We start from the raw sequence: 21,926 nt of genomic DNA on the forward strand, positions 1-21,926 counted from the left end.
CGGCTGCGACGGGCAGCGATCGAGGAGCATGATGACGGCCACCCCACGCACCCCCGCCATGGGACCAACCGAATGGGCGATGCTGATCGCCCTTTCGGTCCTGTGGGGCGGCTCGTTCCTCTTCATCGGCATCGCCGTCAAGGCCGTGCCGCCGCTCACTATCGTGCTGGCCCGCGTCGGCATCGCCGCCCTCGCCCTCAACCTCGTGCTGCGGCTCTCGGGCCAGCGGCTGCCGATCGACGGCCGTTTCTGGGTCGCCTTCGCGATCATGGGCCTCCTCAACAACCTCATCCCCTTCAGCCTCATCGTCTGGGGACAGGCGCGCATCCCGAGCGGAGTCGCCTCCGTCCTCAACGCCATGACGCCCGTCTTCACCGTCATCGTCGCCCATTTCCTGACGAGCGACGAAAAGCTGACCGGCAACCGGCTCGCCGGCGTCGCGCTGGGCTTTGCCGGCGTTGCGGTGATGATCGGGCCGGCGGCCGTCATGGGCCTGGGTGCCGATGTCATCGGCGCCGTCGCCGTTCTTCTCGCGGCGCTGTCCTACGCCTTCTCCGGCATCTTCGGGCGCCGCTTCCGCGGCTACGGGCTGAGCCCGCTCGTGGCCGCCACCGGCCAGCTCACGGCGACGACGGCGATGATGACGCCGCTTGCCGTCCTTGTGGAACAGCCGTGGACATTGCCGGCGCCCGGCCTCGGCCCGGTGGCCGCGATCGTCGCGCTGGCGCTCGCCTCCACCGCGCTCGCCTATATCCTCTTCTTCCGCATCCTCACCGCGGCGGGGGCGGTCAATCTGTCGCTGGTGACGCTGCTCATCCCGATGAGCGCCGTCTTCTTCGGCGCCATCTTTCTCCACGAGGCCCTCGCGGCGAGGCATCTGGCCGGAATGGGCCTGATCGGCCTGGGTTTGCTCGCCATCGACGGCCGCCTGTTCGCCGCCTTCCGGCGCGCGCCCGCGTGAAGCAGGCGGGAAGGAAATACGCATCCACATGCGCGCGGCAGCTTGCGGGTGCGGCAAGACCTTGGTTATACGGCTAGTTGAAGCTGTCGGCCGGAGACGATCATCGGCGCCGGTCCGACGAAGAGGAAACGGGCTGCGCTGGCGGCCCGATGACGGGAACCGGCTGATGCGAGGCGCTCTCGGTGGCCCGCGCGTTCTCCTGCGCCGCCTCCGCGAGGTCATGGCGGAGCCGGTCCACGCGCAGGAGAAGCTCGACAGGATTGTCATCCAGATCGCCGCCAACATGGTGGCGGAGGTCTGCTCGGTCTATGTCATGCGTGCCGACGGCGTGCTGGAGCTTTACGCCACCGAAGGCCTGAAGCGCGAGGCCGTGCACCTGACAGCCATGCGCGCGGACGAGGGCCTCGTCGGTCTCATCGCCCGCGAGGCCGAGCCGCTCGCCCTCTCCGACGCCCAGTCGCATCCCGCCTTCAGCTACCGCCCGGAGACGGGCGAGGAGATCTACCACGCCTTCCTCGGCGTTCCCATCCTGCGCGCCGGCAATACGCTGGGCGTGCTCGTGGTGCAGAACAGGGCGCACCGCCTCTACAGCGAGGAGGAGATCGAGGCGCTGCAGACGACCGCGATGGTCCTCGCGGAGCTGATCGCCTCGGGCGAACTGCAAGCCATCGCGACGCCGGGCGCCGACATCGCCATCCGCCGGCCGCTGCACCAGCGCGGGGTGTGCCTCGCCGATGGCGTCGGCCTCGGACACGTGGTGCTGCACGAGCCGCGGGTTGTCGTGAAGAATCTCATCGCCGAGGACGTGCAGCGGGAGGTGCAGCGCCTCGAGGATGCGATCGCCGCCATGCGGGCGGCTATCGACAAGCTCATCGAGCGCGGCGACGTCGCCCACCATGGCGAGCACCGGGACGTGCTCGAGACCGTGCGCATGTTCGCCAACGACCAGGGTTGGCTGCGCCGCATCCGCGAGGCGGTACTCACTGGCCTCACGGCCGAGGCCGCGGTCGAGCGCGTGCAGTCGGACACGCGCGCTCGCCTCCTGCGCCAGACCGATCCCTATCTTCGCGAGCGTCTGCACGATCTCGACGACCTCGCCAACCGGCTGCTGCACACGCTGGCCGGCACCGACTTCGCAACCAGCCGGGAGGGCCTGCCGGAGAATGCCATCCTGGTCGCCCGTTCCATGGGGCCCGCCGCGCTGCTCGACTACGACCGGGCACACCTCAGGGGTGTCATTCTCGAGGAAGGCGGCCCGACGAGCCATATCGCCATCGTCGCCCGGGCGCTCGGCATCCCGGCGGTCGGGGAGGTGGAGAACATCACGAGCCTCGTCGAGCAGGGCGACGCCATCATCGTCGACGGCGGCGCGGGCGAGGTTCAGATCCGCCCGGCACCCGACGTCGAGGCGGCCTATGCGGAGAAGGCGCGGCTGCGCGCCCGCCGGCAGGAGCAGTACCGCAGCCTGCGCGACCTGCCGAGCCGCACGCGCGACGGCGTCGCGATCGACCTTAACATCAATGCCGGCCTCCTCGTCGACATGCCGCATCTGGCGGAGACGAATGCCGCCGGCGTCGGCCTGTTCCGGACCGAAATCCAGTTCATGGTAGCGCAGCGCCTGCCGACGACCGGCGAACAGCTTGCGCTCTATGCAAGCGTGCTCGAAGCCGCGCAGGGCCGGCCCGTCACCTTCCGCACGCTCGATATCGGCGGCGACAAGGTGCTGCCCTACATGAAACAGGTGGAAGAGGAGAACCCGGCGCTAGGCTGGCGCGCGATCCGCATCGGCCTCGACCGGCCGGGGCTGCTGCGCTCGCAGGTGCGCGCCCTGCTGCGCGCCGGAGCCGGGCACCACCTCAGGATCATGTTCCCGATGGTGGCCACCGTCGAGGAATTCGAAATGGCAAAGGCCATCGTGGCGCGGGAAGAGGCGCATCTTGCGCGGCACGGCCACCCCCCGCCCGCGTCGCTGTCGCTGGGCGTCATGGTGGAGGTGCCCTCGCTTCTCTTCCACATCGACGAGGTCGCCCGCAAGGTCGACTTCATGTCGGTCGGCTCCAACGACCTGATGCAGTTCCTTTTCGCCGCCGACCGGGAGAACCGGCAGGTCGCCGCGCGATTCGACCCGCTGTGCCGGCCGGCGCTCCGGGCTCTCAAGGTCGTCGCCGAGCGGGCCGATGCGCTCGGCTGCCCGGTCACCGTCTGTGGCGAGATCGGGGGCCGGCCGCTCGAGGCGATGGCGCTCATCGGCCTCGGCTATCGCCGGCTCTCGATGTCACCCTCCGCGGTCGGGCCCGTCAAGGCGATGCTGCTCAAGCTCGACGCCGGCGCCATCACGGCGGAGATGGAGCGGTTGCTCGCGGGAGACGGCGACCTGTCCCTGCGCAAGGCGCTCCTGCGCTTCGCCGAGGCCCACGACATCCCGTTGTAGCGACGCTGCCGCACATCCCGGTTCCCCGGCCGTGCGCTCAGCCCTGACGGCCGTATCGACGCAGCCGCATTTCGGAAACGCCATGTCCGACCAGACCTTTACCCCCCCGCGAGAGAGGCTCGACGCCATCCGGGCTCGGCGCGACATTCTGACTGCGACCCTCGCGGCCGGCGCCGGGGCGGACGATTTCGTCGCGCTGTCGCGCGAACTCGCCGAGATCGATCCCGTCGTCGTCGCGATCGACGCCTTCGAGGGCGCGCGCAAGAACCTCGCGGAAATCGAGGCGCTCATGGACGACCCGGCAACGGACGCAGACATGCGCGCACTCGCCGAAGAGGAACTGCCGCGGGCACGCGAGGCGGTGAACGAGGCGGCACACACCCTCAAGCTGCTGCTGCTGCCGAAGGACGAGGCCGACGAGAAGAGCGCCATCCTCGAGATCCGCGCCGGGACGGGCGGCGACGAGGCCGCCCTCTTCGCCGGCGACCTCTTCCGGATGTACAGCCGCTACGCCGACCTCAAGGGCTGGAGCGTGGAGATCCTGTCGGAAAGCGAGGGTACCGTCGGCGGCTACAAGGAGATCATCGCCGAGGTGAAGGGCCGCGGCGTCTTTGCCCGCCTCAAGTTCGAATCCGGAGTCCACCGCGTGCAGCGCGTGCCGGAGACGGAGGCTTCCGGCCGCATCCACACCTCGGCCGCCACGGTCGCCGTCCTCCCGGAAGCTGCAGAGGTCGACTTCGCCATCGACGAGGGCGATCTCAGGGTCGACACCATGCGCGCCGGCGGCGCCGGCGGCCAGCACGTCAACAAGACCGAATCGGCCGTGCGCATCACGCATGTGCCGACTGGCATCGTCGTCCTGGTGCAGGACGAACGCTCGCAGCACCGCAATCGCGCCAAGGCCATGGCGCTCCTGCGCTCGCGCCTCTATGACGCCGAGCGTCAGCGCAAGGACGCGGAGCGCGCGGCCGATCGGCGGGCGCAGGTCGGCTCCGGCGACCGCTCCGAACGCATCCGCACCTACAACTTCCCCCAAGGGCGCCTCACCGACCACCGCATCGGCCTCACCCTCTACAAGCTCGACGAGGTGATGATGGGTACGGCCCTGGACGAGGTCATCGATGCTCTGATCACCGAGCACCAGACGGCGCAACTGGCAGCGCAGGCGGGGTGAGGACAGCATCCCCTCTCCGCCGGAGGAGTATGGTGGAAAGGAAAACGTCTCCACCGAAGCGACAGCAGGCGCTTCGGCTATTGGCTTTTGCCCCTCACCCCGGCCCTCTCCCCCTGATAGGGGAGAGCGGGCAGGGTCCAGTTGTGCGAGTGATCGTCGCCCGCCTCATAGCTTCGGCCGCAATCCCAGCATCGAGCGGCAGGAGGGTGTCGGCGAACTGCTCGAAGGAGAATGGCTTGCATGCGGCGGTTCTGCGGCGGATAAGACGCGCCTTATGGCCCGCCCAGCGGCCCGCGAACAAGCGGGCACCACATGTCCCTGCCGCCGTTTGCGACGGAGCGGGAGGAATCACCCTGACGACCATGCCCGCTCCGGTTCCACCTTTGATGCCGACGACGACGCGTCAGGAAGCCCTGCGGCATTTGCGCGCGTCCTTTGCGGCCGCCGGCATCGACAACCCGGCGCTCGACGCGCGACTTCTCCTTCTGGCCGCATGCGAGATCGCCGGCGCGGAGCTCGCCGCCAACCCGACGGAACCCCTTGGCGAGGACGGCGCGAAGCGCCTCGTCGCCGTCGCGGCGCGCCGGCTCGCGCGCGAGCCGGTGGCGCGCATCCTCGGCGAGCGTGAGTTCTGGGGTCTGCCCTTTCGGCTGTCGCCCGCGACGCTGGAGCCGCGGCCCGACACCGAGACGCTCGTCGCGGCGGTACTGAAAACGTTGAGGGCGCAAGGCCGCGCCGATGCGCCGCTCACCATCCTCGACATTGGTACCGGCACCGGCTGCATCCTCCTCGCGCTGCTGCACGAACTGCCCCAGGCCACGGGCCTTGGCATCGACCGCGCCCTGGAGGCTGCGCAGACGGCGCGGGGCAATGCGGAGCGCCTTGGCCTAGCAGAGCGCGCGCGTTTCATCGTCGGCAACTGGTCCGCAGCCGTTGCTGGGCCGATCGACATCCTCGTCTCGAACCCACCCTATATTGCGAGCGCCGTGATCCCTGGCCTCGCGCCGGAAGTGCGGCGATACGATCCGCTGCTCGCCCTCGACGGCGGCGGCGACGGGCTCGATGCCTATCGGGCGCTCGCGGCCGATGCGCCGCGCCTCCTCGCTCAGGGCGGTCTTGCGGCGCTTGAGGTCGGTGCGGGGCAGGACGGTGCCGTCGCCGGCCTCTTCGCCGGACTCGGGCCGATAACGGTCCATGCCGATCTCGCGGGCATTGCCCGCGCGGTCGTTGTCGCGGCGGCTGGATGAGCCTGTCGGCGGAGGGGCCCGCCGGGCCGGAGCGCAAAAAAGGCTTGGCGGGCACGGTCAAAGCCGCTAGTGTCCGGTTAGGAATCGCGCTCCACGACAAATGATCTGGCTTCAGCAAGCCCGGTCGAGGTTGCGACAGCAAGCCTCCGGGTCGGCGCGAACATCAAGTCTTCGGAGTGCCGGGATGCGTCTGCGCCTGGCATGAAGCGCCGGACGACGAGGCGACGTCTGTTCGGCGCGGCCGGGGAAGTATCCGGAGAGCTCGCTCGCCCTCGGATCATTGCCGCTGTTACATGACGTTCTCGGCTGACAGGCCCCTTCGGTTCGGCATGCGACCCGAACCAACCGGCTCGCTCAATGCCTCTCGGCGGCTCGCCGCCCGGGATGGTCTGCGGCGTCGGGATGTCATGCGGTTCAGGAAGCTTCAAAGAGACATTAGATGAGACCAGGTCAGAACAGGCGTATGCGGGGGCGCAACCGCAAGGGTCCCAACCCGCTGACGAGAAGCTACGAGTCGAACGGTCCGGACGTGAAGGTGCGCGGCACCGCTCAGCATATCGCCGAGAAATACAGCCAGCTGGCGCGCGACGCCCAGGCTTCGGGCGATCCGGTCGCGGCCGAGAATTACTTCCAGCACGCCGAACATTATTTCCGCATCATTGCGGCGGCGCAGTCGCAGCTGCAGCAGACCTACGGCGGCTTCCAGCGGCCGTACGACGACGAACGCGATGATCTCGATGCCGAGGAGGGCAACGGCTTCGGTTACGGGCAGGGCCAACCGGCCGTGCACGAGCTTGGCGCGCCCCAGCCGGATGTGCGCGGCGAAACCTTCGCCGACGACGACGGCGAGGCCCGGCCCGAGCGCCCGCGCTTCGAACGCGGCCCGCGCGGCGACCGCCCGATGCGACAGGACCGTGGTGACCGTCCGGACCGGAGCGATCGCCAAGAGCGTGGCGAGCGACAGGACCGTGGCGAGCGCCGCGAGCGCGGTCCCCGGCCTGCCTATGTGAACGGCAATGCCGCGGGCGAGGCGCGCCGCGCCGAGAGCGAGGAAAAGGCTGGCCTGCCGGCCTTCCTGACAACCCCCGTGCGCACGCCGATCGCCCCGGTCGAGGATGATGAGGCATCCGCACCGGCGAACGAGCCGGCGGCTGTCGAAGAGGTCGCCCCCAAGCGCACGCGCCGCCGCAAGGCCCCGCTGGCGACCGAGCAGGTTGCCGCCGAGAGCACTCCGGCGGAGGAGGACAAGCCCGCTCGCGCCAGCCGTCGCCCCCGTGCCCGCAAGACCGCGGACGACAAGGTGCCCGTCGGCGAGTGAGCCCAGGCCATCATAACGACTGCGCGGAAGGCGGGCGACGAGCCCGCCTTTTTCGTCTTGGCCGGCCTTGCCGCGATCGGCGGGCTGCATCGGCGCCTGCCCCTTGATGTGGCCGCCGTGCAACACCTACATGATTGATGCGGCGCAATGAACGGTGCCGCAGCCGTGCCGAGGATCGCCGCAATGGGGTCTTGGGCCGGCAAGTCCATTGAATGGGGGGCGCCTTCCCGGGCATCATCTGGCGGGCGGCGCGGCCTCGAGGAGGTTTTGATGAACGTCGACAAATACACCGACCGCTCGAAGGGTTTTCTGCAGTCCGCGCAGGCACTCGCCCTGCGCGAGGGCCATCAGCAGTTTTCGCCCGAACATCTCCTCAAGGTACTGCTCGACGATCCCGAAGGGCTCGCGGCCGGCCTCATCGACCGCGCCGGCGGGCGCTCGCGCGAGGCGCTGCAACTCGCCGAACAGGCACTCGCCAAGCTGCCGAAGGTTGAGGGCGGCTCGGGCCAGCTCTATCTCTCGCCCGGCCTCGCCCGGGTGTTCGACACGGCCGAGAAGGCGGCGGACAAGGCGGGCGACAGCTTCGTCACCGCCGAGCGGCTACTCATCGCCCTCGCCATCGAGAAGGACACCGAGGCCGGCAAGGCGCTGGCGAAGTCCGGCGTCACCGCCCAGAGCCTCAATGCCGCCATCGAGGCCCTGCGCCAGGGCCGCAAGGCAGACACGGCCTCGGCCGAGGAAGGCTACGACGCGCTGAAGAAATATGCCCGCGACCTCACGCAAGCGGCGCGCGACGGCAAGCTCGATCCCGTCATCGGCCGCGACGAGGAGATCCGCCGCACCATCCAGGTGCTGTCGCGGCGCACCAAGAACAACCCGGTGCTGATCGGCGAGCCCGGCGTCGGCAAGACGGCCATCGTCGAGGGCCTCGCCCTCCGGATCGTCGACGGCGACGTGCCCGAGAGCCTCAAGGACAAGCGCCTGCTCGCACTCGACATGGGCTCGCTCATCGCCGGCGCGAAGTACCGCGGCGAGTTCGAAGAGCGGCTGAAGGCCGTGCTGCAGGAAGTGCAGGCGGCCGAAGGCGGCATCGTCCTGTTCATCGACGAGATGCACACGCTCGTCGGCGCAGGCAAGGCTGACGGGGCGATGGACGCCTCGAACCTGCTGAAGCCCGCACTTGCCCGCGGCGAATTGCACTGCGTCGGCGCGACCACGCTCGACGAGTACCGCAAGCACGTGGAAAAGGACGCGGCGCTCGCCCGACGATTCCAGCCCGTCTTCGTCTCCGAGCCGACGGTGGAGGACACGGTCTCGATCCTGCGCGGCCTCAAGGAGAAGTACGAGCAGCATCACGGCGTGCGCATCCAGGACGCGGCGCTCGTCGCGGCCGCAACCCTGTCGAACCGCTACATCACCGACCGCTTCCTGCCCGACAAGGCCATCGACCTCGTCGACGAGGCGGCGGCGCGCCTTCGGATGCAGGTCGATTCCAAGCCGGAGGAGCTCGATTCGCTCGACCGCGAGATCGTGCGCCTCAAGATCGAGGCCGAGGCCCTGAAGAAGGAGAATGACGCCGCCTCCAGGGACCGGCTCGTGCGGCTGGAGAAGGAGCTGGCCGCGCTCGAGGAGCGGTCCGCCGTGCTGACCGCCGCCTGGCAGGCCGAGAAGGACAAGCTCGGCCGCGCCGCGGACCTCAAAAAGAAGCTCGACGAGGCGCGCAACGAGCTCGCCATCGCCCAGCGCAAGGGCGAGTACCAGCGCGCCGGCGAACTCGCCTACGGCATCATCCCGCAGCTCGAGCGCGAACTGGCCGAGACTGAGGCCAAGGCCGATGGCAAGGGGGACGGTGCCGGCGTGGTGCAGGAGGCGGTGACGCCCGACAACATCGCCCAGGTGGTGTCGCGCTGGACGGGCGTGCCCGTCGACAAGATGCTCGAGGGCGAGAAGGAGAAGCTCCTCAAAATGGAAGAGCAGCTGGCGCGCCGGGTCGTCGGCCAGAGCGAGGCGGTGGAGGCGGTGTCGACCGCCGTGCGCCGCGCCCGCGCCGGCCTGCAGGACCCGAACCGCCCGATCGGCTCCTTCATGTTCCTCGGCCCCACCGGCGTCGGCAAGACGGAGCTGACGAAGGCGCTCGCCGCCTTCCTCTTCGACGACGAGACGGCGTTGGTGCGCATCGACATGTCGGAATACATGGAGAAGCACTCGGTCGCCCGGCTCATCGGCGCCCCGCCCGGCTATGTCGGCTACGAGGAGGGCGGCGCGCTGACGGAGGCCGTGCGCCGGCGGCCCTATCAGGTCGTGCTCTTCGACGAGATCGAGAAGGCGCATCCGGACGTGTTCAACGTCCTGCTGCAGGTGCTCGACGACGGGCGCCTGACGGACGGCCAGGGCCGTACGGTGGATTTCCGTAACACGCTCATCATCATGACCTCGAACCTCGGGGCCGAATATCTCGTCGCGCAGAAGGCGGGCGAGGATTCGGAGGCCGTGCGCGACGAGGTGATGGGAGTTGTCAGGGCCCACTTCCGGCCGGAGTTCCTCAACCGCGTGGACGAGATCATCCTCTTCCACCGCCTGAGGCCCGAGCAGATGGGATCAATCGTCGACATCCAGCTCAAGCGCCTCGCCCGGCTGCTCGAGGACCGCAAGATCACGCTCGCGCTCGACGACGCGGCGCGCGAATGGCTGGCGACCAAGGGCTACGACCCGGCCTACGGCGCACGCCCCCTGAAGCGCGTGATCCAGAAGAACGTGCAGGACCCGCTCGCCGAGATGATCCTCGCCGGCCGGGTGAAGGACGGCGAGACCGTGCCGCTGACGGCGGGGCCGGAGGGCCTGGTCATCGGCAACACGCCCGTCGTGCGCGAGCGCCGGCCGGCCGGCGTGCCGCTGAACTGATCGTGGAACGGGAGCCGCAGCCGGTGCTGCAGCTCCCGCTGCTCAGGCGGTGGGCGGGACGTCGGGCGTGCCCGCCTGTTGTGATTCGCCTGGATCCTGCCGCGGCACGACGACGACCGCTTCGGGCGCCTCCGCCTCGCCGGCGGGCCGGGCCGCCCCCCCGGCCCAGGCTTCCAGGGGGCGGGAAACGGTTCGCATCGCACTTCCCGCCACGGTCCTGACCGCCTCCTTGATCGAGGCGTTGTCGTAGATGCCGGACAGCGGCACTCTCAGGGGAAAGGCTGCCAGCCTCCCTGCCGCATCGCCCCAGAGCCGGCTCGCCCCGGCCCCCTCAACCGCGTCCTTGACGGCCGTTCTCGTCACGGCATAGGCGCTCAAGCCGCCGACGAGCCATGCACCCAGCGCGACATTCTCGACGGACACGGCATCCTTCAGGTTGTCGCCAAGGCTGCGCACGGCATCATAGGGCAGCAGGGCAACCTTGCGGCCGATGTTGAGGGCAGGCTCATAGGGGGGCGAGGCCTTCAGGGTGTCGTAAACCTCCTCCCAGTCGTGCCTGCCGAACAACCACAACGGGCCATAACGGCCGGCCTGGTACTCGATGCCGTAGCGGATACCGTCCTTGATGGCGCCACCCGGCATGCGCAGCGCGTTGTTGACGATCTTGTCGACGACGCCGGCCGTGCTGGGAGAGGAGGCCGCCTCAACTGCAACGGCGATGGGGAGCAGCAGAAGATTGCGCACCGATCCCGTCTGGTTGGTCAGGAACCGGTTGCGGAAGACCTGCCATTGCCCGAGCTCCATGGCCTTGTTGGCCTTGGCCGCCGGCTCGACCAGCTTTTCCACGTTCGGCGCCAGATAGAACCGGTCACCGACCGAGGGTACCACGCGCAAAGACAGCAGATAGCAGCCAAGCACATCGGCCGCGTGCTCGAAGGCTCCCGCCTGCGCCGCCGTGGCGGCCGCCTTGCCGAGCGGATTGCCCAGTTTCTCCGCCTCGGCGAAGAAGTTTGGCGTGAAATCGGCCGCCCATCCGGCCGCCATGGCGGGGACGGCATTGACCGCCCCGGTCGCCGCGGCCGTCAGGACATCGCGCCGCAACGCCTTGAGCGCCAGCGCTCTGATGTCCTCGAGCCGCTCCCCTTTTTCGGCCAGGCGACGGCTCACGGCCTCGAGATGCAGGCCGAGGGCCGCGCGCACATCCTCGTCAAGCTCCCGCGGGACGGAGGACGCCAGCCAGGAACCGATGGCCTCTCCCTCGGGAATGTCGATCGCGACCGACTGTGCACGGGTAGGTCCCTGCGATGCGGCCGCCCCGTTAACCGGCACCGGATCTCCGAGGTGGATGACCACCGAGCGGTCCGGCCGATAGCTGATGGTCACATTGGGTGCACCGAGGGGAATCTCCGCCAACGCGGACCCACGGACCGGCCGCCCCGGGCCCGCCTGCGCGGCGTCCCGGAACCGGGCAGCCGCGGCACCGCGTGCCGGGCTCTCGCCCGCCCGCGGAGATGGAACAGCATCATTATTGATATCAACACCCATTATAAGTCCTCTCAAAATATCCCGAACAGGCGCAAAGCCACCCTGCGGCGCAGAACCATAAATCCAGCAAGTGATATTGGTGACGTATATTAGAATTCCCATGAACGAGATGGGAAATATCGGTCTGCGCATCGATAGACTATCGCGGGGCGAGCACACTCACGTAGCGGCCTACACCTCGGCCGCTACGGAAAAACCATTGCGACCACGCTTCTTCGTAGCATAGAGCGCCACGTCTGCCGCCTCGATGACCCGCGCCAGTCTGGCGTTTCCTTCAGGGCGCCATTCTGCAATGCCGACGCTGATGGAAAGCGGGATCATCTTGCCGCGCCACAGACAGGGGCTTGCAGCGACGAGCCTCACGAGATCGTGGCCATGTTGAGACTCGCCCGGTTGCCAACGCACAGCACCATGCCGAGACCTGCCGCTGCCGTCACGACGACGGTCACATCCCAGCGCGGCCGTTCCCCGTAGAACACGCGCACGCCACCCCACGTGACACCGAAACCGAAGATGACGCACGCATTGCCCGCCACCGTGAAGGCCTCGTCCTAGGGCAGCGCCTCCAGCGCCAGGAGACAGCCGCCGAACGTCGTCAGAATGCAGCTCGCCAACCCGTAACGCGCGGCCGCGAACGGCCGGTAGGCGTGGCAGATGGCGGCCCAGACGATGGTCAACGTCAGCGAATTGAGGAGTATGATGACGTAGAGCGTGAAGAAATCGAGGTTCAATCGATGCCCGCCCGCTGTGGGTCGGGCGCTTGGCCCGATCGGGCACGACACCGGCGCCCTGGGCCCGCCGGTCGATCATTGTGCTCTTGTTGCACCGCATGCAGAGCGTTGCAAGCACGATACGCGGCACCAGAGGTGCGGATCCGGACAGGCCGAACCACCGGGCGCCTTTCGCTCACCCCTCATCCGCCAGCGGATGCAGGTCGCGCACCATGGCCTTCAGCCGCTCGTCGAGCACGTGGGTATAGATCTGGGTCGTGGCGATGTCGGCGTGGCCGAGCAGCTCCTGCACGATGCGCAGATCCGCGCCATTCTGCAGGAGGTGGCTGGCAAAGGCGTGCCGCAGCACGTGCGGACTGACGCGCGCCGGATCGAGGCCGGCGGCGATGGCGAGGTCCTTCAGTTCGCGGGCGAAGGCCTGGCGGGTCAGGTGGCCGCTCTCGCTGTCGGCCGGAAAGAGCCAGGGCGAGGTCCTGTCCGCCGCCTCGCCCGTGGTGGCGAGGTCGAGCCACGTCCGCATTGCCCGGCGCGCGGCCCCCGTCAACGGCACCAGCCGCTCCTTGCCGCCCTTGCCCTTGACAAGGAGGAAGCGCTCCTTCGTACGCGCAGCCGCCACGGGCAGTGAGACGAGCTCCGATACGCGCAGGCCGGTGGCATAGATGAGCTCGAGAAGGCAGGCGAGACGGGCGGCGCGGCGGCGCTCGCGCAGGGGGCGCTTCTCGTCGTCGATGCCCTCGTGCGCCGTGGCGATGAGCCGGTCGACCTCGGCGACGCTGAGCACCTTCGGCAGCGGCCGGCCCTGCTTCGACCCCTCTATGGCGCCGGTCGGGTCGTCGCCGCGATAGCCCTCGGCATAGAGGAACTTGTGCAGTTGCCGGACGGCCGAGAGGCGGCGCGCCGCCGAACTCGCCTTGAAGCCGCGGGTGTGCACGTCCTGCAGATAGGCCCGTATCATCGCCGCATCCGCACTCCTCAGACCGGTGCCGGCCGCGGCCAGGAAGGCCGTGTAATCCTCGAGATCGCGCCCGTAAGCCGCGAGCGTGTTGGCGGAGGCCCCACGCTCGGCCGCCAGCATGTCGAGGTAGAGGGCGATGAGCCGGTCGTCGCGCATCGTCAGCTGCCGGTGTCACTTGCCGAGACGGGAATTGGGAATGGTGACCGTGATCTCCCGCTCCTGCGGCTCGACGAAGGTGGCTAGCGCGAACATGCCGGCATAGACGGCGCCGACGACGAGACCGACGACGAAAAGGAAGCGAAACAGGGTGGGCACGTGTCGGAACCTGCCGTCAAAGTCCATGCCGCGACCACCGTGGCGCGGCTTTCCTGTCCGTGATAGTGAAGCATCGAAGAGTGAATACCAAGATGACGAGCTATCAGGACATGGCGACCGTGGACGACAAGGCTCCACCGGCCGCCCTTGCGCCCGACGCGCTGCGCCGCAGCCTCGGCAAGCGCTCGATCGTGCTCGTCGGCATGATGGGCGCGGGCAAGAGCACGGTCGGGCGGCGGCTGGCCGCGAGGCTTGGCCTGCCCTTCATCGATGCCGACAACGAGATTGAGGCAGCGGCCGGGATGACGATCCCCGAGATCTTTGCCGCCCATGGCGAGACCGCGTTCCGCGACGGCGAGCGACGGGTGATCGAGCGGCTGCTCGGCGAGGGGCCGCAGGTGCTCGCCACTGGCGGCGGCGCCTACATGAACGCGGAAACGCGCACCCGAATCGCCGAAGCCGGGATCTCGGTGTGGCTCAAGGCCGACCTCGACGTGCTGATCAGGCGCGTGCGCAAGCGCCCTAACCGGCCGCTGCTGCAGACGCCCGATCCGGAAAAGACCCTGCGCGGGCTCATCGAGCTGCGCTATCCGGTCTATGCCGAGGCCGCCATCACCGTGATCTCGCGCGATGCCCCGCACGAGGCGGTGGTGGAGGACATCATCCGGCGCCTCTCCGCCTTCCTCCAATCGCCCGCCGGCCGCGCATAACGGGCCCTGCCGTGACAACATCCCCTTCCCCCGCCCGCCCCGCCACCCCTGCGCGCGTCGTCAGCGTGTCGCTCGGCGAGCGGTCCTACGACATCCGGATCGGCCGCGGCGTCCTCGCCGAGGCGGGCTCCGCCGTGGCGGCGCTCAAGCCCGCCGCCTGCGCCATCGTCAGCGACGAGACGGTCGCGCCGCTGCATGCGGCGGCGCTCGAGGCCTCCCTCGCAGCCGCCGGCCTCACGACGGCCCTCGTCACCGTGCCGGCCGGCGAGTCCTCGAAGAGCTATGCCCGGTTCGCCGAGGTGTGCGACGGCATCCTCGCCGCGCGCATCGAGCGCGGCGACCTCGTCATCGCGCTCGGCGGCGGCGTGGTCGGCGATCTTGCGGGCTTCGCCGCCGCGGTCGTGCGGCGTGGCGTGCGCTTCGTGCAGGTGCCGACGACGCTGCTCGCGCAGGTCGATTCCTCCGTCGGCGGCAAGACCGGCATCAACTCGCCCCACGGCAAGAACCTCGTCGGCGCCTTCCACCAGCCGAGTCTTGTCCTTGCCGACACGGCGCTGCTCGACACGCTGCCCGTGCGGGAGTTCCGCGCCGGCTATGCCGAGGTGGTGAAATACGGCCTCATCAACGACGCCGGCTTCTTCGACTGGTGCGAGGCGAACGGTACGCGCGTCTTCGCCCCCGGCGACGAGCGCGACCAAGCGGTGGCTGTCAGTTGCGCTGCCAAAGCCGCCATCGTCTCGCGGGACGAGCGCGAGACGGGCGAGCGGGCGCTGCTCAACCTCGGCCACACCTTCGCTCACGCGCTCGAGCGCGCCTGTCGCTACGACGGCAGCCGCCTGGTACACGGAGAGGCGGTCGCGATCGGCCTTGCCCTCGCCTTCCGCTTCTCGCAGCGACTCGGCCTGTGTCCCGGCCAGGACGCGGTGCGCGTCGCCCGCCATCTTCAGGCCGTCGGCCTGCCCTCGCGACTGCAGGACGTGCCCGGCGGCGCCGGCACGGCCGACAGCCTCATCGACGCCATGGGGCAAGACAAGAAGGTGGAGCGCGGGGCGCTCACCTTCATTCTGGCGCGCGGCATCGGCAAGAGCTTCGTCGCCAAGGGCATCGAGGCTGGCGCCGTGCACGACTTTCTCACGGAGGAACTGAAGCCGTCATGACGGCAGACCTTTGGCTTGCGATCGGTACCGTCTTCATCTGCCTCATTCTCTCGGCCTTCTTTTCCGGCTCCGAGACGGCGCTGACCGCCGCCTCGCGTGCGCGCATGCATGCCCTCGAAAAGGGGGGCGACGCGCAAGCCGGCATCGTCAACCGCCTGCTCTCTCTGCGCGAGCGGTTGATCGGCGCCATTCTCATCGGCAACAACATCGTCAACATTCTCGCCTCGTCGCTGGCGACGAGCGTGCTGGTTGCCTTCTTCGGCAGTGCCGGCGTCATCTATGCGACGGCGGTGATGACGGTGCTCGTGGTCGTGTTTTCCGAGGTGATGCCGAAGACAGTCGCCATCAATGCACCCGACCGGGTGGCGCTCCTCGTCTCGCGGCCGGTCGCTGTCTTCGTGGCGCTGTTCGGCCCCCTCGCGCTTGCCGTCGAAGCCATCGTGCGTCTGACGCTCAGGCCCTTCGGCGTCCGCATCGGCGAAAATCAGGCCATCCTTTCGGCCCACGAGGAATTGCGCGGGACGGTCGACCTGCTGCACCGTGAAGGCGGCGTGGTGAAGGACGACCGGGACATGCTCGGCGGGCTCCTCGACCTGCAAGATCTCGAGGTCTCGGACGTGATGGTCCACCGCACCAAGATGCGCACCATCAATGCCGAGCTGCCACCGCAGGAGCTCGTCAACGAGGTGCTCTCCTCGCCCTACACGCGCCTGCCCCTGTGGCGGGGCACAGGCGACAACATCATCGGCATCCTGCACGCCAAGGACCTGCTCCGGGCGCTCGCCGCCGCCGGCGGCGACGCGGAGAAGCTCGACATCGAGAAGATCGCCCTGCCGGCGTGGTTCGTCCCGGACACGACCGGCCTCGTCGACCAGCTGCGCGCCTTCCTGTCCAAGAAGACGCATTTTGCCCTCGTCGTTGACGAATACGGTGAGGTGATGGGCCTCATCACGCTCGAGGACATCATCGAGGAGATCGTCGGCGACATCAAGGATGAGCACGATATCATCGTGCAGGGCGTGCGGCCGCTGCCGGACGGCTCCATCAACGTCGACGGCTCGGTGCCGATCCGCGACCTCAACCGGGCCATGGATTGGGACCTGCCGGACGAGGAGGCGACGACCATCGCCGGCCTCGTCATCCACGAGGCGCAGACCATCCCCGAGCAGGGCCAGGCCTTCACCTTCCACAACTTCCGCTTCCAGGTACTGCGCAAGACGCGCAACCGCATCACTTTGCTCCGTGTGACGCCACTCATCCCGCGTCGCAAGGCGGCAGGGGAGTAGGGCATCAAAGGTTGCAGGCCGCCGCCGGTTCGGACGGCGCAAAGAGCAGCGGCTCGGCATGGCGGCGGGGGGCCGTGCGGCGATTTGGCCGCGGCCCCATGGCACGCACCATCATGACCCGCGGGACCTCACGTCTCGGCGATGCCGGCGCCCTCCGGCTGCGCCTCGGCCTCGGCCAGGAACTGCGCCCGGGCGAGGGCCGCGAAATGGCCGCCCTTGGCTACCAGCTCCGCGAAGCTGCCGCTCTCGATGATACGGCCGTCCGAGAAGACGAGGATGCGGTCGGCGTTGCGGATGGTAGCCAGCCGGTGGGCGATGACGAAGGTGGTGCGCCCAGTCATGACCGCTTCGAGCGCCTTCTGGAGCTTCGCCTCGGTCGCCGCGTCGAGCGCGCTCGTCGCCTCGTCGAGGATGAGGATCGGCGGGTTCTTGAGGAGGACGCGGGCGATGGAGAGGCGCTGGCGCTCACCGCCCGAGAGCGTGCGCCCGCGCTCGCCGATGACGGTGGCGAGCCCGTCCGGCTGACGGGCGAGAAAGTCGCTGGCCTGCGCCCTCGCGAGCGCCGCCCGCATTTCGTCCTCGCTCGCGTCAGGCTTGCCCACGGCAAGGTTCTCGGCGATGGAGCGGGCGAAGAGCATCGGCTCCTGGAAGACGACGCCGATGTTGTGGCGCAGGCTCTCGAGTGTCAGCGAACGGATGTCGCGCCCGTCCACCGTAATCGTGCCCGATTGCGGATCGAAGGCACGGTAGAGCAGGCCGAGCGTCGTCGACTTGCCCGAGCCGGTGGCGCCGACGAGCGCCACCGTCTCGCCGGGGGAGACGGTGAAGGTCACGTCCGCGACCGCGGCCCGCTTGCCGTCGTAGGAGAAGCTCACCCCGTCGAACGCGACGGCGCCCGAGAGTTGCCCGGCGTCGATCGCGTCCGGCCGGTCGGCGACGGTGGGTGCAGTGTCGGCCACGGCAAAGAACTCGGCGATCTTCGGCGCCTGCATGAAGAGCACGTTGACGAAGCCGACCGCCTGCTCCAGCCGGCCGATGAGCAAGGTGGCGAGGCTCATGAAGGTGACGATCTCGCCGATGCTCGCCTCGTCACGCAGATGCAGCCAGGTGCCGAGAAGGAAGACGGCGAGGATCGTCAGCGTCGCCGCCGCGCGGGTCGAGATCGCGGCCAGCGCCCACCAGGACAGGACCGGCGTCTGGGCCGCGAGCAGCCGGTCCGTCGTCTCGCGCAGGGCGCGCGCCTCCGCCTCGATGCGCGTGAAGCTCTGGATGACGGGCACGTTGCCGAGGGCGTCGGAGGCCCGCTCGGCCAGCGCGCTGTGGTAGCGCTCGACCGTGCCCTGCTTCGTCTGCGTGCGCCTGAGGACGAAGTTGATCAGCACCGCGAAGACGAGCACGAGGACGAGCAGCAGCGCGCCAAGGCGCAGGTTGATGACGAGCGACAGCGGCAGCAGCACGACGAGCATGACGAAGGCGGCGCAATGCTCGCGGAAGAAGGAGAGCCACAGGCTCGCCATGCCGTTCGCGCCTTCCAGCATCACCTTGAGGAGCCGGCCGGAATGGGTCTCGCCGTGGAAGGACAGGGGCAGGCCGAGGACGTGCTCGAAGAGCCGGGCCATGACGGCGAGGCGCCGTCGATGCGACAGCCGATCAGCATGCAGCGCGACGACGACGCCCATGGCGATTGAGAACAGGCCGAAGGCGACCCACAGACCGGCCAACAGGGAGAGACGGCGCATATCGAGCGGCACACCCGGCGACTGGGCCCGGGCAAGCACGTCGATGAGCCGGCCGAACAGCACGGGCTCGGCGAACAAAGTTGCGGCGAGTGCGATATTGGCGAGGGCGAGCGCGAGCGCCAAACGCGCCTCGTCCCTGAGGAGGCCGAGGACACGGACGTAGAGACGGATGATCGACATGGTGTCCGCGAAAGTGGACCGGGCCTGCAGCTTGCCCGCCGGCGCCTGCCGCCGCAACCCGCCCGTCCTGCGTTAACGCTTCCTTCACCAAAGGCCCGCTTGCTGCCCACAGAGCACAACTTCCCCGCCTTGTCTTTGCCGCAACCGCCAAAGAGGTTGCCGCGGGCGACGGCCGGGGGGCTGAGCCGAAGCAGCGGATGCCGCATGCGCATGACACATCCTGTCCCGATCCTTCGCCTTGCGGCGGCCATCGTCCTCGCCACCAGCCTTTCCATCGGCTTCTGCTGGCCCGCAAGCCTGGCCGCCGCTGCACAGGACGCGGCAGAGCAACGCCCCCCGGTGCTGGCAGCGCCATCGGGAGCGGTCGCGGAGCCGGGCAACGGTCAGGATGCCGCTATCCATCGGGCGCAGCTCGACGGGGTAAGGGCCCAGCTCGACCAGATCGAGAACGCCCTGACGCGCCAGGATCTTTCGGACGACGACCTGCAGCGGCTGCGCCAGCTGCTGGAGGCGCCAGCGGCGCGGATTCAGGCAACCCTCACGGCCCTGACGCCGAAGGCCGATGCCGTCAAGGAGCGCCTGACCCAACTCGGCCCGGCGCCAGCGGCCGGAGCCGCACCGGAGACGGCGGAGATCAGCCGTGAGCGGGAGGAACGCAGCCGCTCGCTGAAGGAGCTCGAGGACACGATTCGCCTCGCCAGGGCACTGCAGGTGCAGTCCGAGCAGATCCGGGCCACGTTGGCCGAACGGCGGCAGGCGGCCTTTACGCGCATGATCTTCCAGCGCACGCATAGCCTGCTCAGCCCTCATCTCTGGTCGCGCTTGCTTTCGGCCCTGCCGGGCGAGTTCGCCGCGCTCTCCACCGTTGCGCGCGACTGGCTGGCGACCTTCGAGCGGCGCGCCCGCAGCGGGGAGGTGCTGGCGCTGCTCGCCGCCCTCGGCATCGGGCTTGCCCTGCATTTCGCGCGCGTCCGGCTGCTGCCGCATGTCGCACGCCGCCCCGCGGAGGTGACGGACCCGAGCCGGCTGCGGCAGTCCGTGACAGCCCTCGGCATCGTGCTGGCCCAGACGGTGCCGGTCCTTGCCGGGGTGTTGGTGCTCTATCTTGCGCTCGAGAGCATCCAGCTGCTGCCGCCGCGGGTCGCGCCGATCGTCGGCACCTTCCTGACGAGCCTCGTCTTCCTCACCTTCGTGCGCTCTCTCGCCCACGGCCTCCTCGCCCCCGGCCTGCCTGCCTGGCGGCTGCTGCCGGCACAGGAGGTAACGGCGCGCATTCTCGTCACGGCAGTCACGACCGGCTCGGCACTGGTCCTGCTGTTCACCACACTCGAGCGCATCGCCGAATCGATCGGCGCCGACTATGCCGTCCTCGTCTTCCTGCGGGGCGTCCATGCTGTTGCGATCGCGGCGCTGCTGGCGGTGACGCTGCACCGAACGCAATCGACCGGTGCCAGCGACGAAGCCTGCCTCGGCCCCTATGTGCCCGACAGCCGGGCCGGCGGTCCTCTCAAGGCCCTTGGCTGGCTGGTGGCGGCGATCATCCTCATCGCCTGCCTCGCCGGCTACATCGCCCTCGCCACCTTCCTCGTCGAGCAGATCGTCTGGGTGGCGACGCTCGCGGCGGTGCTCTTCCTGCTGCTCGTCCTGGTCGAGGAAACCTTCGAGCACGCGATCCGCCCCAACAGCCGCTTCGCGCTCTCGCTGCAAACCAGCCTCGGGCTGCGCCGTCGCGCGCTCGACCAGCTGTCGGTGCTCGCGGGCGGCACGATCCGCATCCTGCTCGCCATCGCTGCCATCGTGCTGGTGCTCGCACCATGGGGAATCGAATCGTCCGACATCCTCGGCTCGCTGCGCAGCGGGCTCGCCGGCATCCAGCTCGGCGAGGTCAGACTGTCGCCGACAGCGATCGCCATCTCCATCGTCACCTTTCTCATCGTGATCGTGGTGACGCGGGCCGTGCAGCGCTGGCTCGACCAGAAGTTCCTGCCAGCGACGGAGCTCGATTCCGGGCTGCGCAACTCCATCCGAACGGCGACCGGCTATCTCGGCTTCTTCCTGGCGGTCGCGCTCGCAACGGCCCAGATGGGCCTCAGCCTGGAGAAGATCGCGATCGTCGCCGGTGCCCTCTCCGTCGGCATCGGTTTCGGCCTGCAGTCGGTCGTCAACAACTTCGTCTCCGGCCTCATCCTCCTGTGGGAGCGGCCGATCCGCGTCGGTGACTGGGTCGTCGTCGGCGACGAGCAGGGCTACGTGCGGCGCATCAACGTGCGCGCGACGGAGATCGAGACTTTCGACCGGGCAGCGGTCATCGTGCCCAATTCCAACCTCATCTCCGGCGTCGTCAAGAACTGGGTACACAACAACCGCATCGGCCGCATCATCGTGCCCGTCGGCGTCTCCTATGACGCCGATCCGGACGAGGTAGCGCGCATCCTCGAGAGCTGCGCCCGCGAGCATTCGGAGGTGCTGAGCGAGCCCGCTCCGACGGTCCTGTTCATCCGGTTCGGCGATTCCTCGCTCGACTTCGAGCTGCGTTGCTTCGTCGGCAATGTCGAGGCGTCGCTCGGCGTGAAGAGCGCCCTGCTCTTCTCCATCTTCCGCAAGCTGCGCGAGGCGGGCATAGAGATCCCCTATCCGCAGCGTGACCTCCACGTGCGCGGCACCGAACGGCTGGAACAGGTCCTCGAACGGCTGACAGATGCCACAAGGGCACCGCCGGCGCCCGCGAGTGCGGCCGAGACGTCCCAATCTTCATAGGATGACCATGGTGAACACCTCCTCCGTTCAGCAACTCCTGCGCCGCGCGCTTGCCGCAGCCCCGCTCGCGCTCCTGGCGGCCTGCTCCTCGCAGCCGGAGACGCAGCAGCCGGCCTTCTACCGCTCCCTCGCCTCGGCCGGTGCGAGCGTCGATGCCGCAAGCGCCGCGGGGATGATCTCGGCCTACCGCCGCAACCACGGCCTGCCGCCCGTCGCCGTCGACGCCGCCCTGCAGCGCGAGGCGCAGGCAGAGGCTGAGCGCATGGCGGCGGCCGACAGGCCGAGCTCGGCCGATGCGGTGAAGCAGCGCCTCGCCGCGGCGGGCGTCGCCTCTCCCGCCGTCAACCTCTCGGCCGGCTACCACACCATGGCGGAGGCCTTCTCCGGCTGGCGCGAATCGCCCCAGCACGACCGCACCATGCTGGCGCCCAGCGCGACGCGCCTCGGCATCGCCACGGCCTATGCGCCGGGGTCGAAATACAAGGTCTACTGGGCGCTGATCGTCGCCAGCCCCTGAGA

Annotated in this window: 18 protein-coding genes; 11 read left to right on the plus strand and 7 right to left on the minus strand. The window is 68.9% G+C overall.

The genetic code is table 11. The annotated features are described in order from the left end of the window. Positions 1-28: 28 nt before the first annotated feature. The 6 genes from ASC46_RS12870 (at position 29) to clpB (ending at position 10,032) form a co-directional block, all read left to right on the plus strand. On the plus strand, positions 29-961 hold the full coding sequence (locus tag ASC46_RS12870; protein WP_245280544.1) for a DMT family transporter: 933 nt from the start codon (positions 29-31) through the stop codon (positions 959-961). Positions 962-1,127: 166 nt separating this feature from the next. Continuing rightward, positions 1,128-3,392 (plus strand): phosphoenolpyruvate--protein phosphotransferase, encoded by a 2,265-nt coding sequence (gene ptsP, locus ASC46_RS12875; RefSeq protein WP_055459718.1) that lies wholly within the window; start codon positions 1,128-1,130, stop codon positions 3,390-3,392. An 82-nt stretch (positions 3,393-3,474) separates the two neighbouring features. Beyond that, positions 3,475-4,566 carry a peptide chain release factor 1 gene (prfA, locus tag ASC46_RS12880; protein WP_055459719.1) on the plus strand — a complete coding sequence of 364 codons (1,092 nt, stop codon included), beginning with the start codon at positions 3,475-3,477 and terminating at the stop codon, positions 4,564-4,566. A 386-nt stretch (positions 4,567-4,952) separates the two neighbouring features. Next, positions 4,953-5,813 carry a peptide chain release factor N(5)-glutamine methyltransferase gene (gene prmC, locus ASC46_RS12885; protein ID WP_342585599.1) on the plus strand — a complete coding sequence of 287 codons (861 nt, stop codon included), beginning with the start codon at positions 4,953-4,955 and terminating at the stop codon, positions 5,811-5,813. A 439-nt stretch (positions 5,814-6,252) separates the two neighbouring features. Then, on the plus strand, positions 6,253-7,131 hold the full coding sequence (locus ASC46_RS12890) for a DUF4167 domain-containing protein (protein ID WP_082464828.1): 879 nt from the start codon (positions 6,253-6,255) through the stop codon (positions 7,129-7,131). Between the two features lie 270 nt (positions 7,132-7,401). Further along, positions 7,402-10,032, plus strand: a complete 2,631-nt coding sequence (gene clpB, locus ASC46_RS12895; protein WP_055459722.1) for an ATP-dependent chaperone ClpB — start codon at positions 7,402-7,404, stop codon at positions 10,030-10,032. Between the two features lie 42 nt (positions 10,033-10,074). Here clpB and ASC46_RS12900 read toward each other — a convergent pair whose 3' ends face one another. From ASC46_RS12900 to ASC46_RS12915, 6 genes are all read right to left on the minus strand, one after another. Then, on the minus strand, positions 10,075-11,736 hold the full coding sequence (locus ASC46_RS12900) for a hypothetical protein (RefSeq protein ID WP_141659685.1): 1,662 nt from the start codon (positions 11,734-11,736) through the stop codon (positions 10,075-10,077). Positions 11,737-11,748: 12 nt separating this feature from the next. Further along, positions 11,749-11,898 carry a diguanylate cyclase domain-containing protein gene (locus ASC46_RS21265; protein ID WP_157672336.1) on the minus strand — a complete coding sequence of 50 codons (150 nt, stop codon included), beginning with the start codon at positions 11,896-11,898 and terminating at the stop codon, positions 11,749-11,751. A gap of 38 nt (positions 11,899-11,936) precedes the next feature. Next, positions 11,937-12,113 carry a hypothetical protein gene (locus tag ASC46_RS21270; protein WP_157672337.1) on the minus strand — a complete coding sequence of 59 codons (177 nt, stop codon included), beginning with the start codon at positions 12,111-12,113 and terminating at the stop codon, positions 11,937-11,939. Between the two features lie 15 nt (positions 12,114-12,128). Beyond that, a complete protein-coding gene (locus ASC46_RS21275; RefSeq protein ID WP_055459724.1) occupies positions 12,129-12,308 on the minus strand; it encodes a hypothetical protein in 180 nt (59 codons plus the stop codon). Positions 12,309-12,483: 175 nt separating this feature from the next. Then, positions 12,484-13,419: a site-specific tyrosine recombinase XerD gene (locus ASC46_RS12910; RefSeq protein ID WP_055459725.1), complete on the minus strand. Its 936-nt coding sequence runs from the start codon at positions 13,417-13,419 to the stop codon at positions 12,484-12,486. Positions 13,420-13,434: 15 nt separating this feature from the next. After that, positions 13,435-13,578, minus strand: coding sequence for a hypothetical protein (locus ASC46_RS12915; RefSeq protein ID WP_055459907.1), 144 nt, complete (start codon positions 13,576-13,578; stop codon positions 13,435-13,437). 92 nt (positions 13,579-13,670) lie between these two features. Here ASC46_RS12915 and ASC46_RS12920 point away from each other — a divergent pair, with 92 nt between their 5' ends. From ASC46_RS12920 to ASC46_RS12930, 3 genes are read left to right on the plus strand one after another with little or no spacing between them, the layout of a single operon-like run. Further along, positions 13,671-14,288: a shikimate kinase gene (locus ASC46_RS12920; protein WP_082464830.1), complete on the plus strand. Its 618-nt coding sequence runs from the start codon at positions 13,671-13,673 to the stop codon at positions 14,286-14,288. Between the two features lie 11 nt (positions 14,289-14,299). Further along, positions 14,300-15,445 (plus strand): 3-dehydroquinate synthase, encoded by a 1,146-nt coding sequence (gene aroB, locus ASC46_RS12925; RefSeq protein WP_245280545.1) that lies wholly within the window; start codon positions 14,300-14,302, stop codon positions 15,443-15,445. Beyond that, positions 15,442-16,731, plus strand: a complete 1,290-nt coding sequence (locus ASC46_RS12930; protein ID WP_055459727.1) for an HlyC/CorC family transporter — start codon at positions 15,442-15,444, stop codon at positions 16,729-16,731. Before aroB ends, ASC46_RS12930 begins: the two co-directional genes overlap by 4 nt. Positions 16,732-16,859: 128 nt before the next feature. Here the strand turns inward: ASC46_RS12930 and ASC46_RS12935 are convergent, their stop codons facing one another. Further along, a complete protein-coding gene (locus ASC46_RS12935) occupies positions 16,860-18,650 on the minus strand; it encodes a glucan ABC transporter ATP-binding protein/ permease (RefSeq protein WP_055459909.1) in 1,791 nt (596 codons plus the stop codon). Positions 18,651-18,860: 210 nt separating this feature from the next. Between ASC46_RS12935 and ASC46_RS12940 the strand changes: the two genes are divergently transcribed. Both ASC46_RS12940 and ASC46_RS12945 read left to right on the plus strand, forming a co-directional pair. Further along, on the plus strand, positions 18,861-21,407 hold the full coding sequence (locus ASC46_RS12940) for a DUF3772 domain-containing protein (RefSeq protein ID WP_072249503.1): 2,547 nt from the start codon (positions 18,861-18,863) through the stop codon (positions 21,405-21,407). A gap of 1 nt (position 21,408) precedes the next feature. Further along, on the plus strand, positions 21,409-21,924 hold the full coding sequence (locus tag ASC46_RS12945; RefSeq protein WP_082464831.1) for a CAP domain-containing protein: 516 nt from the start codon (positions 21,409-21,411) through the stop codon (positions 21,922-21,924). Positions 21,925-21,926: the final 2 nt, after the last annotated feature.

It is taken from the genome of Chelatococcus sambhunathii (genome assembly GCF_001418005.1).
Taxonomy (GTDB): domain Bacteria; phylum Pseudomonadota; class Alphaproteobacteria; order Rhizobiales; family Beijerinckiaceae; genus Chelatococcus_A; species Chelatococcus_A sambhunathii.